Raw genomic sequence first — 15,388 nt, 5'->3', positions numbered from 1 at the left:
GATGTGCTTTCCAGTTTTCGAACATTACTGCATAATTCCTTAAATCGGACTCGATTTCAGGAGAAAATTATGCAGCAGATTTAAAGTGTTACAGCGCCGTGCGTTTTATAAAACGCACGGCGCTGTAACAGGGTCGCATTCACCAAACTCACCGATCCTTCAATGGAATGAATTTGCCGTTAGCGCCCTGAAGGCGTATCGGCAGGAAAAACAGCAATGGGATCGGAAACATCATGACCGAGGTTGCAGCGCCAGGGACTGAGAACCGCGACAGCCTGCGCGGCTTTCTTTTTGCGCTTTCAGCCTATCTGCTCTGGGGGTTTCTGCCTCTTTACATGAAGGCCGTGGCGCATATTCCGCCCATGGAAGTGATCGCCCATCGGGTGCTGTGGTCCATTCCGGTCGCCGGTCTTGTTCTTCTGGTGCTGCGGCGCACCGATGATCTGAAGCGGGCGCTGCGCAATCCGAAAATGATCGGCATGGCAGCAATCACCGCCTGCCTGATCAGCGTCAACTGGGGCATTTATGTCTGGGCCATCGGCGCCGGCCACGCGCTGGATACGGCGCTTGGCTATTTCATCAACCCGCTGTTTTCCATTCTGCTTGGTGCCGTGCTTTTGAAGGAAAAACTGAAGCCGGCGCAGATGGCGGCGCTGGCTTTGGTGGTGGTCGCCGTCGTCATCCTGACAGTGGATGCCGGACGCCTGCCGCTGATCGCCCTCAGCCTTACTTTTTCCTGGGGCTTCTATGCGTTTTTCCGCAAGACGCTGCCGATTGGCCCCAACCAGGGATTTCTGCTGGAAGTGCTGTTACTTGCACCGTTTGCCCTGGCCTACCTGATCTATCTCGGCGTGACCGGACAGTCGCATTTCCTGGGGGCGGCGGATGCCAGCATGTTCAACAATACCACGCTGCTGGCCTCAAGCGGGTTGGTCACAGCCGTGCCGCTGATCCTCTACGCCAATGGTGCCAAGCTGCTGCGTCTCTCCACCATCGGCATTATGCAATATATCGCCCCGACGATGATTTTCCTGATCGCCGTCTTCCTGTTTCGCGAAGAATTCAGCACCGCCAAGGCCATTGCCTTCCCGCTGATCTGGGTAGCACTGGTCATCTATACCTTACCGATGCTGAAACGGCGCCCATCACAGCTTTGACAACACCTCGGCATCGCCGGAGATGCGGCCGAGCTCATCCCAGCGATCGACAATCGTCGGCACGATGGCCTCAATCTCGTCAATCACCAGCGGCTGTACCTTATGGCCGGTATGGACGAAGCCCTCCTGGCGCATATGGGTGATCAACTCCAGCATCGGATCCCAGAAACCGTTGACATTGGCAAAGACCATCGGCTTTTCATGGCGGCCAAGCTGGCCCCAGGTCATGATCTCGACGATTTCCTCCAGCGTGCCGATACCGCCCGGCAGGGTCACGAAAGCATCGGCGCGCTCGAACATCTTGTGCTTGCGCTGATGCATGTCCTCGGTGATGATCAATTCGTTCAACTGACCGAGAGAATGGCGTGTGGCCTCCATATCGACCAGGAATTCCGGTATGATGCCCGTCACTTGGCCACCCGCATCCAGCACGCCGCTGGCAACGGCACCCATGATGCCCTTGGTGCCGCCGCCATAGACGAGGCGCAGGCCATGGGCGGCAATCGAGTGGCCAAGTGTGCGGCCCGCAGCCATGTAATCGGGATCGCGCCCGGGCCGTGAGCCGCAGTAAACGCAGATGGATCGAATCGAAGAATGGTTTTCTGTCATACGTTTAGAATGGCCATCGCCGCCCGCTGACGTCAATAAAATTAACGAAAACTCCAGGAAGGCTATGAACAAACCGGGTTCATCGCTTGTGCAGCGATTAAGGAAACGTTACTGCATAAACTCTTAAATCCCAATGGATGTAAGAGATCGGACCAGAATGCGGGACGCAATTTTTGGAAAATCCGATGGAACCGCCAAGCCCGTAGCACCGCACCGGTCTGCGGTTTTGAGCTGGGTCATGCAGTGGGGACAAAACTTTTGAGCGTCCTTCATGGGGTATTCATACCCGATGGCGCTCTATCAGTTTCAAGGGATATGGCGGAATAATCCGCCCGGAGACGTTGGACTATGAAAAACCGTGCCGGTTGGCTGGCTCTCGGCGTGCTTGCCATTGCGACAGTATTGATGGTGTTTTTCGTGCTTCCGCAAATTGGCGGCACAAAGAAGACGGCAGAAACACCTGCTGCCCCGGCAGAACAGGCGACGACGCCCGAAGCGTCAGGGCCCTCCTCAGCCACGCCTGCCCCCGATGGCCAGGCCGCCGCCAAGATGCAGCGTCTGACCAAGGCCGCAGAGCAATCGGTGGCCGCCTTGGAAAATCTGTTTGCCGATCAGAAAACCCCGGCACCCGAACTTTACGCCACAGCCCGCATTGCCGCATTGACCGCGCTGAAAGCCCTATCGGATGCCGACCTTCCCGCCGGGATCGAATCTGGGCTTGTAGACAGCCTCACCAAGGCCAAGGCCTCGGCTGCCCATGCCTTGCAGTTGATCGCCAAACTGCCCGCCTCCCCGCAGGATGCCGCCGCCATGATCGCCAATATCGGCCGGGCCATGCGCGGCGAACCGGAAGTGGCTATCGATCCAGACATGCCGCGTTTTGACGTGCTACGCGTTGAAAAAGACGGCTCGACGGTCATCGCCGGCAGCGCGGCACCGGGCGCCAAGGTCGAGGTCCATGACGGCTCCAACAATATTGCCAGTGCCACCGCCTCTCCCAACGGCGACTTCGCCATCGTGCTCGACAAGCCCCTGTCGCCCGGCGATCATTCTCTGGATTTGAAAGCCACGACCAAGGAAGGCAAGACCATCGGCTCCGAGGAACAGGCTACGGTTTCCGTTCCGGCCGATCCATCCGGTGACGTGCTGGCCATGGTGACCAAGCCCGGCGAAGCCAGCCGGTTGATCAGTGGCCCACAGCAGGATCAAGCCACGCAACAGGATAAGGGCCAGCCACAAGCTCCTGAACAGATCAATGGCGTCGACAAACAGGGCCGTGTCGCCGCAGCCACGCCTTCTACGCCCATGACATCCCCAGGGTCTGCGTCCAGCCCATCGCTATCGGCTGCCGATTTGCAGATCACCGCCGTCGAGCTTGAAGGCGACAAGATCTTCGTGGCAGGCAACGCCCAGAAGGCCCGCACCGTGACAGCCTATGCCGATGGCAAGCAGATCGGCTCGGCGGATGTCGATCAGAAGGGGCATTTCGTGGTCGAAGGCCAGATGGCGCTTTCCGTCGGCCAGCATATCATCAGCGTCGATCTGAAAGACGCCAATGGCAAGGTGACGCTGCGTGCGTCCGTGCCGTTCAACCGGCCAGAAGGCGATCAGGTTGCGGTTGTCGCACCGGAAGCCCAGCCCGGCACCGCCAACAGCACCGTCAGCCCGGCCACCGTCGATAGCAACCTGTTCGACCGGCAGCGCGATACGCTGGCCAAGTCCTTCACGCTGCTCAGCAACCTGTTTGCCGATGGCAAGACACCGACGCTGGAAAGCCTGGCTGCATCACGCTCGGCCCTGGAATTTGCCCTGAAGGCGGTTGCAGATTTCCGCCCGACCCCCAGCACGGACCAGACCGCCAGCGCCTTCATGACGCGGATGGCCGATCAGGCTGACAAGGCTCTGGTCGTCCTCAAGCAAGTGCCGACGGCTTCGGTCACGGCGATGGCCAATGCCTTGCCGACCCTCAAGTCGCTTGTCGATGCGGCGTTGGAACCGATGCCGGCCAAAATTGCTGCCGCGCAAGCAGCAGCGACGCAAAACCCGGCACCGACCCTTGCACCAACCGATGGAACATCGCCGCCAGTGCTGAGCCAGGCGCCACTGACCGAAAGCAAGAATGCGGTGATCATCCGCCGGGGCGATACGCTCTGGCAGATTTCTCGGCGGGTCTATGGCCAGGGCGTGCGCTACACGACGATCTATGTCGCCAATGCCGAACAGATCAGCAATCCCGACCTGATCGAGCCCGGCCAGACCTTCACTGTGCCGGATCAGTCCATGCCGGATGACGAGGCCGAAAAAATCCATCGCAAATGGATGCGGGAGCACAAGCGATAGTCTGAAACATCGTCAAGGGATGGGCTGAACCCGCCCAGTCCTTGCCTCTCCCGCTCATATTGCCTATATCAGCGACGACCAAAGGCGGCCCCAGGGTCGCCTTTTTCTTGCCTCCTCTTCCGGGCACCCCATTTGGGACCCGACCGCGCTTCCACCAGCCCGCGCGCAGGACATAAAGCATGCATCAGAAAGTCAAAACGGTTTCGGCCGAAAGCAGCAATCCGTGGCGCACCATCGTCAATCTCTGGCCCTATATGTGGCCAGCCGAGCGCCTCGATCTGAAAATGCGGGTGGTCTGGGCCAGCCTGTTCCTGGTGATCGCCAAGCTGGTGCTGATGCTGGTGCCCTATTATTTCAAATGGGCCACCGATGCGCTGAACGGCAAGATGGATGCGACTGGCCTGCTGCCTGCCTTCATGCTGTCGGCAGTCATGCTGGTCATCGCCTATAATCTGGCCCGCATCGTGCAGATGGGCATCAACCAGTTCCGCGACGCGCTGTTTGCCAGCGTCGGCCAATATGCCGTGCGACGGCTGGCCCATATAACCTTTCTACACATGCATCAATTGTCGCTGCGCTTCCATCTGGAGCGCAAGACCGGCGGGCTGTCGCGGATCATCGAGCGCGGCACCAAAGGCATCGAAACCATCGTCCGCTTCACCATTCTCAACTCCATCCCGACGCTGATCGAATTTGCCCTGACGGCGGCGATTTTCTGGTGGGGCTACGGGTTTTCTTATCTGGCGATCACCGCCGTCACCGTCGCCGTCTATGTCTGGTTCACAGTCAAGGCTTCGGACTGGCGCATCGCCATCCGCCGCGCGATGAATGACAGCGATACCGACGCCAATGTCAAAGCCATCGATTCGCTGTTGAATTTTGAGACGGTCAAATATTTCGGCAATGAAGACATGGAGGCCCGCCGCTTTGATGCCTCCATGGCCCGCTACGAGAAGGCCGCCACCCAGGTCTGGACCTCGCTCGGCTGGCTGAACTTTGGCCAGGGGCTGATTTTCGGTGTGGGCATGACAGTGATGCTGGTGTTTTCGGCGCTGGCCGTACAGCGCGGCGAGCAGACCATCGGCGATTTCGTCTTCGTCAACGCCCTGCTGTTGCAGCTTTCCGTGCCGCTGAATTTCATTGGCATGCTCTACCGCGAAATCCGTCAGGGGTTGACCGATATCGAGCAGATGTTCGACCTTCTGGCGGTAGAGCCGGAAGTGCGCGACGCGCCCGATGCAAAGCCGCTTGCCATCGCCAAGGGCGCGATCACCTTCGAAAACGTGCATTTCGCCTATGACCCGGCAAGGCCGATCCTGAAGGGGATTTCCTTTACCGTGCCGGAGGGCAAGACGGTTGCCGTCGTTGGCCCATCGGGCGCTGGCAAGTCAACGATTTCACGGCTGCTCTACCGGTTTTACGATGTGCAGCAGGGCGCAATCCGCATCGACGGGCAGGATGTCCGCGACATCACCCAGACCTCGCTGCGCGCCGCCATCGGCATGGTGCCGCAGGATACGGTGCTGTTCAACGACACCATTGCCTATAATATCCGTTATGGCAGGCCAGAGGCCAGCGATGCCGAAATGGAAGCCGCCGCCGACATTGCCCAGATCAGCCGCTCGATCCGTGAACTGCCGCAGGGCTACAAGACCATGGTCGGCGAGCGCGGATTGAAACTGTCGGGCGGCGAAAAGCAGCGCGTCGCCATCGCCCGCACCGTGCTGAAATCACCGCCAATCCTCATTCTCGATGAGGCAACCTCAGCGCTCGACACGACAACCGAGCAGGATATCCAGGCAGCCCTCGACATTGTTTCGCAAAACCGCACCACTTTGGTCATCGCCCATCGGCTGTCGACCGTGATCGGGGCCGATGAGATCATCGTGCTCCGGGCTGGCGAAATCGCCGAGCGCGGCACCCATGCGGAACTTCTGGCGCAAAACGGCCTTTATGCCTCCATGTGGAACCGGCAGCGGGAGGCAACGCAAGCAGAAGAGCATCTGCGCCAAGTGCGCGAAAGCGACGATCTGGGCGTGGTCAAACGTCTTCCGCCTGCTGTGTAATGCCCATGTATAAAAGTGCGACTGCCTGCCTGTGGATGACCTCAATCAGGCACGGCATTGCCCCTGAACACGTTTCGCGGTAGTCACGTCATCAATAGAGTTTTCAGGAGAAGTCCTACCGATGTCCTTGTTCGATACGATCCGCAATACCCTCGTCCCCGTGCATAAGGAAGGCTATATCTTCGTCGGCGCTTTCTTCGTGGGATCGCTGGTGCTCGGATGGATCTGGGGTCCGCTCTTCTGGATTGGCATGGTGCTGACCCTGTGGTGCGCTTATTTCTTCCGCGACCCGGAGCGCCTCACCCCGCAGGATGACGATCTGGTGGTCAGCCCGGCGGATGGCCGCGTGTCGATGATCCAGATGGTCATCCCCCCGGAAGAATTGCAGCTGTCGTCCGAACCGATGCTGCGCATCTCGATCTTCATGAATGTCTTCGATGTTCATATCAATCGTGCCCCGGTGCGCGGCGCTATCCGTCAGGTCGTCTACCGCGAAGGCAGTTTCTTGAATGCCGAACTGGACAAGGCCAGCAGCGACAATGAGCGCAACTCGCTGGTCATCGACGGCCCGCGCGGCGCCATCGGTGTGGTGCAGATCGCAGGCCTCGTAGCCCGCCGCATCCTGTGCTGGTCGGTGCCCGGCCAGGCGCTCGGGGTTGGCGAACGTTTCGGCCTGATCCGCTTTGGTTCGCGACTGGATGTCTACCTCCCAGCCGGTGCCGAGCCCCGCGTTGCGGTTGGCCAGCGTTCGATTGGCGGTGAAACCGTGATCGCGGAATATGGTTCGGCAAAGGGCCCGGTCATCAGCCGCCGCAGCTGAGACGATTTTTGCAAGCCATAACGGAGACAGGTCAGCCATGAACAGCGACACGCCGCAGCATCAGGCGCACCCTTCGGAAACGCATGAGGCGTCGAAAACTCAGGCCGATGAGAATCACGCGGGCCAGCAGGAGGTCAACGAGGCCTCACGCGGGCCTCGGCTGCGGGAAATTCCCCTGCGGCTGATGATTCCAAACCTGATTACCGTTTTGGCAATCTGCGCTGGCCTGACCGGCGTGCGCCTGGCCTTCGAGGGGCGTTTCGAGCTTGCGGTCGGCATGGTTCTGGTCGCGGCTTTTCTGGATGGAATCGACGGACGCATCGCCCGACTGATGAAAGCCACATCGAAATTCGGTGCACAGATGGATTCGCTTGCCGATATCGTCAATTTCGGCGTGGCGCCCGGCCTGGTTCTCTATGTCTATATTCTGGACCAGGCCCGGTCCTTCGGCTGGATCGCGGCGCTGATCTTTGCGATATCAGCAGGCCTGCGGCTTGCCCGCTTCAACGTGATGGACGAGCGCGCCATCAAGGCCCCTTGGCAAAATGCCTATTTCGTTGGCGTTCCGGCACCGGCTGGTGCACTTCTGGTCATGCTGCCGATTTACCTCGGCTTTCTGGGCGTGGAAGCCACACCCGGTTTTGCCTTTGCGTCCTCGGCCTATACGATGCTGATCGCCTTCCTGCTGATCAGCCGTTTGCCGGTCTGGTCCGGCAAGTCTGAAAAGAAGGTCCGCCGCGATCTGGTTCTGCCACTGACAATCGCCGTGGTGCTTTATGTCGCCCTGCTGATGAGCTTCACCTGGGAAGTGCTGTCGGTGACGGTCATTGTCTATCTTCTCTCCCTGCCCTTCGGCGCCCGCGCCTGGAAACGGAAATACGGCACCTTGACCGTCATGGAAGACCACGACGACCATCACGGCGCCGGAATGGATCGAGGCCTTTGAAACAGGCCTTTAAAACCGGAAATTGTAAAACAGACTCACGAAAAGTAGCAGCCTTTGATTTAAATTAATTTGCATTGTTCACGAAAGTGTCATGATCTCTAAACCTGAGCAGTCAAAAAAGCACTGTTCTGGAGTTTGTTACGGGAAAAACGCAATCCGGTTTTCTCGATAAGGACAGACTGAAACAAGGGAAATGCGTGTCCCTCAGGTTGCAAGAAAATCTGAGAGGCCGCAATGGAAACACTTTGGAGAACATCATGCCCGCCCCCCTGCAAGCTAAAGAAGCCCCGCAACCGGCCAAGCCGGAATTGAGCGACAATTACCGTCCGATCGGTCTGAAAGCGGTAATTGCCGCCGCTCTGATGTTGAAGCGAGCGCCGATCAAGAAAGTCGCGTGAGGACGCCCTTTTTCCAATACCGTTCAAAACAGCGATAGCTGTTGCGAAGGTGGCTTGGGCTCGGCTTTCGGCGTTGGGTTTTCAACACGGACCTGTACATCCGGGCCGGTATTGGCGACCTTGTTGACCTTATCGGAAACCGGAATGGCTTCGAACATGTCCTCGCCTGCCGGTTTCAACAGGTCAGCCACATGACGTGGCTCCTGGCGCTTGCAATCCAGCCAGCGCTCGAAATCCTCCGGGCCGATCACGACAGGCATGCGGTCATGGATCGCTCGAATGGAGCGATTGGCACTTGTGGTCAGGATGGCACCGGTATCGATTTCAGACCCGTCGGCAGCGGCAAAGGTTTCGACCAGTCCCCCGAACGCGACAATACCGCCCTGGGCGGGGCGGATCCAATAAGCCTGCGGTTTTTCACCGCTTTCCTTTGCTGGCCGATACCATTCATAAAAGCCGGAGACCGGGATCAAAACACGGCGATGGCGCATGGCGCCGCGAAACGACGCCTTGGTTTCCGCCGTCTCGGAACGCGCATTAATCAGCAGCGGAAAATCATTCGGGTCCTTCACCCAGCCGGGCAGAAAACCCCAGCGCACCAGCAGTGCCCGCCGGCTCGGCAGGTTGCTACCCGCCATCGGCACCTCCCCATTACCAATCGTTAGGATCGGCTGGGTCGGAGCAATGTTGAACCGGGGCGGAAAGGCTTCAAGTTCGTGCAGACCAAAGGCCTCCACGATTTCGTCCGGTGTCACGGTCAGGGCAAAACGTCCACACATGCACTTGTCTTCGCAGTCACAGAGCCTATCGTCAAGCGTCCTTACAACGACTGCCTGACGCGTCAGATCAGCAAACAGAATGAGCACCGCATGACCGAGCAACCCGTCCCGGTTTTTTTCGCCCCCGCCTCCTCCGCCATCGTGATCTGGCAGGGCAAGCTGCTGCTGGTCAAGCGGTCAAAGCCGCCAGCCGCCGATCTCTACGCTTTTCCTGGCGGGCGTGGCGAACCCGGCGAAACACCGGAAGAGACCGCCTTGCGCGAACTGAAAGAGGAGACCGGCCTATCGGCCCATGCGCCCAGTCTGTTTGCCAGCTACGACCTCTACCCGGACCCGGGCGGCCCCAGTCACCATCACTTCCGGCTTTCCGTTTTTCTCGTCACCCTGGACGACCCGGCGGCGGCGGCAGTCGCCCAAAGCGATGCCGCAGCGCTGGGCTGGTTTAGCCCGGTGGAAATCCGGGATCTGCCCGTGCCACCGAGCGTGCGCGACTGCGTGGAAAAGCTGGTGGCTTGCGGTAAAGCAGCGTAAACCAAGGCGGGAATCGTGATAAGGTTGAAGTCAATCCCGGCTAATCTGCCGGATATGCCATGGATATGCATGACCCGACGAATGCTGTTTTTTCCTGTTCTTTGTACCGTGTCTTTCCTTCTGGCGGGACTTGCGGCGGCAGCAAGTGTTGCGCCTCCAGCAAAGCTGCCCGGCGAGGCAGCAACGCCTGTGCAACAGGCGACACCCTATGACGGGCAGTTGAATCGGCTCTCCGAAATCCTGGGGACTGTGACCTATCTGCGCAATCTCTGCGCGGGCCAGCCGGAGCAGCAATGGCGGGCTGCGGCCGAAAAGCTGATTGCGCTCGATGCAGGCACTGAACCAGCCCGCAAGCAGATGCTGACAGCCGCCTATAACCGTGGTTATCGCGCCTTTGCCGCAGTGCATCCCTCTTGCACTTCTGCTGCTCGGGTGGCAGAAAGCCAGTATCGTGCTGAAGGCGCAACACTTGTTCGGGAAATGACGGCGCGCTTTGGAAATTAACCAATAATTCATCCGATTTAGCATTCGCCCGTGTCGTTTTGATAAAACACTGATAGAGTCGTTAACAGCTGAGTAAGTATCGCTTCGAGGACATGCAGAATGGAACCACGCCGCAACGAGATTGACGACATGATCGTTCATGAAAAGATGCAGGCTGCCCTCGAATATCAGAACGAGGCCTGGGCCGACGGCATGGCTGATGGCATCGAACCGGAAATCATCGCCGATGCGGCCATTGCTTTGGCCATGCGCGAAACCATCCGCATTCATGGCGAAGATGGTGCGGAAGCCATGTTGGAGTCTTTGCGCGCCCGTATGCTGGCCGGTGAGTTTTCTCCCAAGCGAAGTGTTCAGTAAGTTTCAGAGGCAATAAGATGCGCAAGGCATGCCAGACCGGAGCAAAGACAACCGGTCTCAAGAACAATGTAAAAACAATTCTGGTCTGCGGCTGGATGGCAAGCATTGCCGTTGTCGCTCTGCCGGGCAGCAGTTTCGCTCTGTCGGAATTGCAGGGCGCCGCCAAGGACGCGGCGCAGCAGGGGCAGCAACCGCAAACCGGCCAGCAGCCGGGCCTTCCAACCGATAGCACTTCCGACCCGAAGAGCGCCCCCAACGCCGAACCACAGCAGGCGACACCCGCTGACAAGGCGAAAGGTGCTGCTGCCGAAGCGGCCCCGCACACACCTGTTGAAGTGATCTACGATATTAGCAAGGCGCCTGAACCGGTGCGCAAACTGCGCGAAAAGCTGGTGGAGGCCGCGGCCTCCGGCGATCCGGAACGGTTGCGTGCGCTTCTGGCGGGCGGCAACGACCCGACCGCGCTGGCGCTTGGCAATGACAATGGCGACCCGATCCAAACGATCAAGAGCGTTTCTGGCGATCCCGACGGCCTCGAAGTCCTGGCCATCATGCTCGACGTGCTGTCGACCGGCTTCGTGCATGTCAATGCCGGAACCCCGGAGGAAGCCTATGTCTGGCCCTATTTCGCCGAAAAGCCGCTGACAACGCTGACCCCACCGGAAAAGGTGGAATTGCTGCGGCTGGTGACAGCGGGCGATTTCGAAAACATGCTGGAAGTTGGTAATTACAATTTCTTCCGCATCGGCATTGCCCCCGACGGCAAATGGAAATTCTTCACGGCAGGCGATTGATCGCTGCGTGTTTGCCTTACTGTTGTCAGGGAAAAGCCCAACCCGCCTTTCCCAACAAGGCAAACGACTTCAAGATATGTCACCTCGCGGCAATGAAGTTGCTGAAGAGAAAAATATGCAGTCCACGGCTTCGCTCAATGTTGCCGTGGCTTCGCAAGATGTAATTGGATCGTCTCATGCCAGCCATTTTTCTTGAAAACCGGGCTTTTCTAAAGGTCGCTGGAGCAGAGGCCGCGCATTTTCTCAACAATTTGCTGACAGCAGATCTCGGCCTTATCCAGCCTGGGCAAGCCGCGCCCTCGGCGTTGCTGACACCCCAGGGCAAGATCCTGATTGACATGCTGGTCTATCCGCTGGCCGATGGCTATCTGCTGGAGGTAGCATCTGACGAACAAGAGGCCCTGCTGCGCCGTTTGACACTCTACAAGCTGCGCGCCGCCGTGACCCTTACCGCCGCTGAATTTACCGGTGTCACAGTGATTTGGGACGAGGCGCCGATTGAATCCGCTTTTCAGGATCGTCGTTTCGCTGCTGCCGGGGAAACTGTCTGGCGCGTGCCGGGTCGCGTCAACTCGGCTGGGGATGATGTCCGGCTTTATACAGCGTTGCGAATCAAGGCTGGGGTGGCCGAAGCGGGGCTCGACTATCCGCTCCAGGATGCCTATCCGCACGATGTGCTGCTTGATCTCAATGGCGGCGTCTCCTTCAAGAAGGGCTGTTATGTCGGGCAGGAAGTGGTGTCGCGCATGCATCACCGCAAAATGGCCCGCCGCCGGATCGCCATCGTTTCCGCTGACACTGCCCTGCCCGCGACCGGCACTGAGCTTCGTGCCGATGGTAAGCCGCTTGGCACACTCGGCACCGTCTTGGACAACATGGGATTGGCGATCGTCCGCATCGACCGCACTGGCGATGCAATAACAAATGGCACGCCTATTCTGGCCGGTGATCAGGCCGTGCACCTGCGCCTGCCCGCATGGACCGGCCTGGATTTCCCTGCCACGTCAGACGAGGACTGACATGCCCGCCGCCCCTCCTCCGACATCGGCGCGGGCCTGGCAGCGGATGCTGTCGGGCCGTCGTCTCGATCTTCTCGACCCTTCGCCGCTTGATGTCGAGCTTTCCGATATTGCCCATGGCCTGGCCCGCGTCGCCCGCTGGAATGGCCAGACGGTCGGCGACCATGCCTTTTCCGTGGCCCAGCATAGCCTTGTGGTCGAAGAAATCTTTCGCCGCTGCAATAGCAAATACAGCGCCAACGACCTGCAAATGGCCTTGCTGCACGATGCCCCGGAATATGTGATCGGCGATATGATTTCGCCCTTCAAGGCGGTGGTGGGCGGCGGCTATAAGCTGGTCGAAAAGCGGCTGGAGACGGCCATCCATCTGCGATTTGGCTTGCCCTCGCATCCCACGGCCAGCCTGAAAAGCCTGATCAAGAAAGCCGATAGCATCGCCGCCTATTTCGAGGCCACCGAGCTTGCGGGATTTACCAACACGGAAGCCGTGCGAATCTTCGGCCAGCCGCGCAATATCACCGTCGACATGCTACCGCTTGGCCCTATGCCAGCCATTGAAGCGCAACGGCAATTCGCGGAGCGTTTCGACGCCATTGAACGGCTGCGTGAGGCGGAAAAGCACAAAAAATCCGGTACGGGTGCGCCATGAGCTATTTCGTCGTCAGCCCGCTGGCCCGCCTTGCCGAAATGGCGGTGCGCCACAAGGCGAAAGAAATGATCAGCCTGCTGGCCAAGGGCCAGGATTTTCATCGTCCCGCAGTGATTTCACCGGATCGCCATCTGACGCTTGCGCTGAACGACATTACCTTTGCCGGCAGAGGTGATCTCATCGCCCCGCAAGACGTGCATGTGGAACAGATCATTCATTTCGTGAGGGATTGGGACCAGACTGCGCCGCTGCTGATACATTGCTGGATGGGGGTATCACGTTCTCCAGCCGCAGCCTTGATTGCCAGCCTCGCCTTGCATCCCGAACAGGACGATGAGGCGTTGGCGCAAGGCTTGCGGGCCGCGTCGCCTTTTGCAACGCCCAATATCCGGATGGTGGAGATTGCCGATAGTCTGCTTTCACGCGGGGGGCGCTTCGTTGCGGCGATGAAAAAACTAGGCCGAGGCCAGGACGCCGATGGCAATGCGCCATTTGTGCTGCCAATTCTAGCAGCCGATCCCGTCTCCAGCTCCCCTTGATACGGATAGGCGCTCGATCCGAGGGATCAATAAATCAGCATTGAATGGGATAAAAAAGGGAGAGATTGGTAAAGCTTGATGCAGGTTCAATCGGCATAGGCATCATGTCTCCATGCCGTTTGTTTGCAAGTAGCGGCCCTTCAGGGCAGCATTCAGCCTCATGGCTGATAAAACGATCTCCCAGTATCAGTTCTAGAACGATGAGCTCCAAAGTCCTGCACCGGGATAGTCGGGTGCGATAGCGACCCGTCAGGCAGCGGCGGTTTGTCCGGTCGTATCGGTTTCGTCGGCAGTGCCGCCAGCGGAACGATAGGCATTGATAACCGAGCTCATCTGGCTGAACACGTCATCCATGGACATGCTGTCCTCGCTACCACTGCTGTCACCGGACATCATGCTGCTAAGGCTCTGCATGTCGCCCATACCACTCATACCGCCCATCATCATCGGAGGTGGCATCTTACCCTCGGACTGCATCTGGTCTTCGGTCACATAGCCAGCATCTTCCGAGTCAATGGCCTCGAACATCTTGGTCGAATCTTCCTCAGACACATCCTCAGGACGTGCATTGACAAATTCTTCCTGGGTTACTTTTCCATCGCTATCAGTGTCGATGGACTTGGTTGCATTCTGGTCGGTGGAAGAGCTGTCGCCACGGGACAGTTCCATCGCCATCAGGTCACTGGAAAGCTGCGAGGATGTGCTGTTGGCGGCACTGTCGCTCAGAACCGTCGGGTCCTGAGTTCTGGTAGAGCCTGAAGATTGCTCTTCCGCGGAAACGACACCATCGCCATTGGTGTCCAGGCTGGATGTCGAGCCTACATTGTAAGACGACACGGAAGAAAGAGACGCTGAAGAAACGCTCGTCATTGAAAACCCCTGTCTAGGTTGTTTCTATTGTTATAGCGCCATTTACACGCGAGACAGGAAGGCGCAGGGCGATGACTATCGTGATTTGGGGTCTTTCGTCAAAAGGCAATTGTTATAGGTGATAATTTGTATGAGGCTAGAAATACCCCTATAAATCCTGGGTTTTCTGGAATTTGCATTGAAAAACGCTCAGGGATAGCCCCGCAGGATCACGGAAAATTGCGTCCTTGCTTGCGGCTTTGCTCACTGCGAAGACCATCGCAAAATCATGCGATAGCGAGGGTGGATTTTTCCTTCAATCGCATTGGATTTGCGCAATGATGCAGCAGGACCGACTGATTCCCCCTCGAGAAGATGCCCCGATGATAACCACAGCCTTTGCCCCTCATGACGATCTTGCCAGATGGCTCCTGCCGCATGCCACTGAGGGCAATGATGGCTCGCATGACGCCGCCCATATTTTGCGCGTGTTCAAAAACGCCATGCGCATTCATGCGGTCGAAGGCGGCGACAGTCAGATTCTCGCCGCTGCCGTGCTGCTGCATGATTGCGTCTCCATGGAAAAGAACGCACCCAACCGAGCGGATGCGTCCCGCCTTGCCGCAATGAAAGCTGAAACGATCCTGGCTGACGACAGGCAATGGCCAGCAAGCAGCATCCAAGCGGTCTCCCACGCCATCCTCACCCATAGTTTTTCGGCCAATCTTGCACCCGAAACGCTGGAAGCAAAGATCCTGCAAGACGCCGACCGGCTGGATGCCATCGGTGTGGTCGGGGCGGCGCGCTGTTTCTACATTGCCGGGCGGCTAGGCTCCGGCCTTTACGATCCAGGCGATCCGAAGGCTTTACATCGCCCACTGGACGACAAGCGCTTTGCCATCGACCATTTTCAGACCAAGCTTTTCAAACTGGCGGATGGCTTCCAGACCCAGGCCGGACAGCAGATGGCGCTTGAGCGCCATTCACGCCTCCAGTCAATTTTCAATGATTTTCTTGAGGAGATCTGATCC

General features: G+C 58.3%; 17 protein-coding genes. 14 read left to right on the top strand and 3 right to left on the bottom strand.

Annotated features, from left to right (window positions below):
* Positions 1–233: 233 nt before the first annotated feature.
* On the top strand, positions 234–1,157 hold the full coding sequence (gene rarD, locus G6L01_RS04000; RefSeq protein WP_070167415.1) for an EamA family transporter RarD: 924 nt from the start codon (positions 234–236) through the stop codon (positions 1,155–1,157).
* On the opposite strand, the gene G6L01_RS03995 is transcribed toward rarD, so the two are convergent.
* Positions 1,146–1,766, bottom strand: a complete 621-nt coding sequence (locus tag G6L01_RS03995) for an LOG family protein (protein ID WP_070167416.1) — start codon at positions 1,764–1,766, stop codon at positions 1,146–1,148. The two genes, rarD and G6L01_RS03995, sit on opposite strands and share 12 nt — an antisense overlap.
* A 348-nt stretch (positions 1,767–2,114) precedes the next feature.
* On the opposite strand from G6L01_RS03995, the gene G6L01_RS03990 reads away from it, so the two are divergent.
* The 5 genes from G6L01_RS03990 (at position 2,115) to G6L01_RS03970 (ending at position 8,336) form a co-directional block, all read left to right on the top strand.
* Positions 2,115–4,106, top strand: coding sequence for an Ig-like domain-containing protein (locus tag G6L01_RS03990; protein WP_070167417.1), 1,992 nt, complete (start codon positions 2,115–2,117; stop codon positions 4,104–4,106).
* Positions 4,107–4,285: 179 nt separating this feature from the next.
* Complete coding sequence (locus tag G6L01_RS03985; RefSeq protein ID WP_070167418.1) at positions 4,286–6,172, top strand: ABCB family ABC transporter ATP-binding protein/permease; 1,887 nt, start codon at positions 4,286–4,288, stop codon at positions 6,170–6,172.
* A gap of 121 nt (positions 6,173–6,293) precedes the next feature.
* Positions 6,294–6,992: a phosphatidylserine decarboxylase gene (locus tag G6L01_RS03980; protein WP_070167419.1), complete on the top strand. Its 699-nt coding sequence runs from the start codon at positions 6,294–6,296 to the stop codon at positions 6,990–6,992.
* A gap of 37 nt (positions 6,993–7,029) precedes the next feature.
* Complete coding sequence (locus G6L01_RS03975; RefSeq protein WP_070167420.1) at positions 7,030–7,938, top strand: CDP-alcohol phosphatidyltransferase family protein; 909 nt, start codon at positions 7,030–7,032, stop codon at positions 7,936–7,938.
* A gap of 257 nt (positions 7,939–8,195) precedes the next feature.
* Positions 8,196–8,336 (top strand): hypothetical protein, encoded by a 141-nt coding sequence (locus G6L01_RS03970; RefSeq protein ID WP_174089192.1) that lies wholly within the window; start codon positions 8,196–8,198, stop codon positions 8,334–8,336.
* 23 nt (positions 8,337–8,359) lie between these two features.
* Here G6L01_RS03970 and G6L01_RS03965 read toward each other — a convergent pair whose 3' ends face one another.
* The gene (locus G6L01_RS03965; protein WP_156584194.1) at positions 8,360–9,115 is read right to left on the bottom strand and encodes an SOS response-associated peptidase; all 756 of its coding nucleotides are present in this window, start codon (positions 9,113–9,115) and stop codon (positions 8,360–8,362) included.
* Positions 9,116–9,205: 90 nt separating this feature from the next.
* Between G6L01_RS03965 and G6L01_RS03960 the strand changes: the two genes are divergently transcribed.
* The 7 genes from G6L01_RS03960 (at position 9,206) to G6L01_RS03930 (ending at position 13,508) form a co-directional block, all read left to right on the top strand.
* Entirely contained in the window at positions 9,206–9,646 is a 441-nt protein-coding gene (locus G6L01_RS03960; protein WP_070167421.1) for an NUDIX hydrolase, read from the top strand.
* A gap of 69 nt (positions 9,647–9,715) precedes the next feature.
* Positions 9,716–10,150 (top strand): TIGR02301 family protein, encoded by a 435-nt coding sequence (locus G6L01_RS03955; RefSeq protein WP_070167422.1) that lies wholly within the window; start codon positions 9,716–9,718, stop codon positions 10,148–10,150.
* A 99-nt stretch (positions 10,151–10,249) separates the two neighbouring features.
* On the top strand, positions 10,250–10,507 hold the full coding sequence (locus G6L01_RS03950; protein WP_015915468.1) for a hypothetical protein: 258 nt from the start codon (positions 10,250–10,252) through the stop codon (positions 10,505–10,507).
* 17 nt (positions 10,508–10,524) lie between these two features.
* Positions 10,525–11,301 (top strand): hypothetical protein, encoded by a 777-nt coding sequence (locus G6L01_RS03945; protein WP_139190326.1) that lies wholly within the window; start codon positions 10,525–10,527, stop codon positions 11,299–11,301.
* 176 nt (positions 11,302–11,477) lie between these two features.
* Positions 11,478–12,320, top strand: coding sequence for a CAF17-like 4Fe-4S cluster assembly/insertion protein YgfZ (gene ygfZ / locus G6L01_RS03940; protein ID WP_070167423.1), 843 nt, complete (start codon positions 11,478–11,480; stop codon positions 12,318–12,320).
* A gap of 1 nt (position 12,321) precedes the next feature.
* Positions 12,322–12,969 carry a YfbR-like 5'-deoxynucleotidase gene (locus G6L01_RS03935; RefSeq protein WP_070167424.1) on the top strand — a complete coding sequence of 216 codons (648 nt, stop codon included), beginning with the start codon at positions 12,322–12,324 and terminating at the stop codon, positions 12,967–12,969.
* Positions 12,966–13,508, top strand: a complete 543-nt coding sequence (locus G6L01_RS03930; RefSeq protein ID WP_070167425.1) for a tyrosine phosphatase family protein — start codon at positions 12,966–12,968, stop codon at positions 13,506–13,508. Before G6L01_RS03935 ends, G6L01_RS03930 begins: the two co-directional genes overlap by 4 nt.
* A gap of 249 nt (positions 13,509–13,757) precedes the next feature.
* Here G6L01_RS03930 and G6L01_RS03925 read toward each other — a convergent pair whose 3' ends face one another.
* Entirely contained in the window at positions 13,758–14,378 is a 621-nt protein-coding gene (locus G6L01_RS03925) for an EF-hand domain-containing protein (RefSeq protein WP_139190328.1), read from the bottom strand.
* Between the two features lie 362 nt (positions 14,379–14,740).
* Between G6L01_RS03925 and G6L01_RS03920 the strand changes: the two genes are divergently transcribed.
* The gene (locus G6L01_RS03920; RefSeq protein WP_070167474.1) at positions 14,741–15,385 is read left to right on the top strand and encodes an HD domain-containing protein; all 645 of its coding nucleotides are present in this window, start codon (positions 14,741–14,743) and stop codon (positions 15,383–15,385) included.
* The last annotated feature ends 3 nt before the right edge of the window (positions 15,386–15,388 follow it).

This window comes from Agrobacterium vitis (assembly GCF_013337045.2).
GTDB lineage: Bacteria > Pseudomonadota > Alphaproteobacteria > Rhizobiales > Rhizobiaceae > Allorhizobium > Allorhizobium vitis_B.
Note: the sequence above shows the minus strand (reverse complement) of the source record. Positions and strands in the feature narration are given on the sequence as shown.

Excerpts from the sequence above, each read along its gene's own strand:
- G6L01_RS03925 (WP_139190328.1), bottom strand. The coding sequence starts at position 14,378 with ATGACGAGCGTTTCTTCAGCGTCTCTTTCTTCCGTGTCGTCTTACAAT.
- ygfZ (WP_070167423.1), top strand. The coding sequence starts at position 11,478 with ATGCCAGCCATTTTTCTTGAAAACCGGGCTTTTCTAAAGGTCGCTGGA.
- G6L01_RS03985 (WP_070167418.1), top strand. The coding sequence starts at position 4,286 with ATGCATCAGAAAGTCAAAACGGTTTCGGCCGAAAGCAGCAATCCGTGG.
- G6L01_RS03980 (WP_070167419.1), top strand. The coding sequence starts at position 6,294 with ATGTCCTTGTTCGATACGATCCGCAATACCCTCGTCCCCGTGCATAAG.
- G6L01_RS03945 (WP_139190326.1), top strand. The coding sequence starts at position 10,525 with ATGCGCAAGGCATGCCAGACCGGAGCAAAGACAACCGGTCTCAAGAAC.
- G6L01_RS03955 (WP_070167422.1), top strand. The coding sequence starts at position 9,716 with ATGACCCGACGAATGCTGTTTTTTCCTGTTCTTTGTACCGTGTCTTTC.
- G6L01_RS03970 (WP_174089192.1), top strand. The coding sequence starts at position 8,196 with ATGCCCGCCCCCCTGCAAGCTAAAGAAGCCCCGCAACCGGCCAAGCCG.
- G6L01_RS03965 (WP_156584194.1), bottom strand. The coding sequence starts at position 9,115 with ATGTGTGGACGTTTTGCCCTGACCGTGACACCGGACGAAATCGTGGAG.
- G6L01_RS03930 (WP_070167425.1), top strand. The coding sequence starts at position 12,966 with ATGAGCTATTTCGTCGTCAGCCCGCTGGCCCGCCTTGCCGAAATGGCG.
- G6L01_RS03935 (WP_070167424.1), top strand. The coding sequence starts at position 12,322 with ATGCCCGCCGCCCCTCCTCCGACATCGGCGCGGGCCTGGCAGCGGATG.
- G6L01_RS03995 (WP_070167416.1), bottom strand. The coding sequence starts at position 1,766 with ATGACAGAAAACCATTCTTCGATTCGATCCATCTGCGTTTACTGCGGC.
- G6L01_RS03960 (WP_070167421.1), top strand. The coding sequence starts at position 9,206 with ATGACCGAGCAACCCGTCCCGGTTTTTTTCGCCCCCGCCTCCTCCGCC.
- G6L01_RS03990 (WP_070167417.1), top strand. The coding sequence starts at position 2,115 with ATGAAAAACCGTGCCGGTTGGCTGGCTCTCGGCGTGCTTGCCATTGCG.
- G6L01_RS03920 (WP_070167474.1), top strand. The coding sequence starts at position 14,741 with ATGATAACCACAGCCTTTGCCCCTCATGACGATCTTGCCAGATGGCTC.
- G6L01_RS03950 (WP_015915468.1), top strand. The coding sequence starts at position 10,250 with ATGGAACCACGCCGCAACGAGATTGACGACATGATCGTTCATGAAAAG.
- G6L01_RS03975 (WP_070167420.1), top strand. The coding sequence starts at position 7,030 with ATGAACAGCGACACGCCGCAGCATCAGGCGCACCCTTCGGAAACGCAT.
- rarD (WP_070167415.1), top strand. The coding sequence starts at position 234 with ATGACCGAGGTTGCAGCGCCAGGGACTGAGAACCGCGACAGCCTGCGC.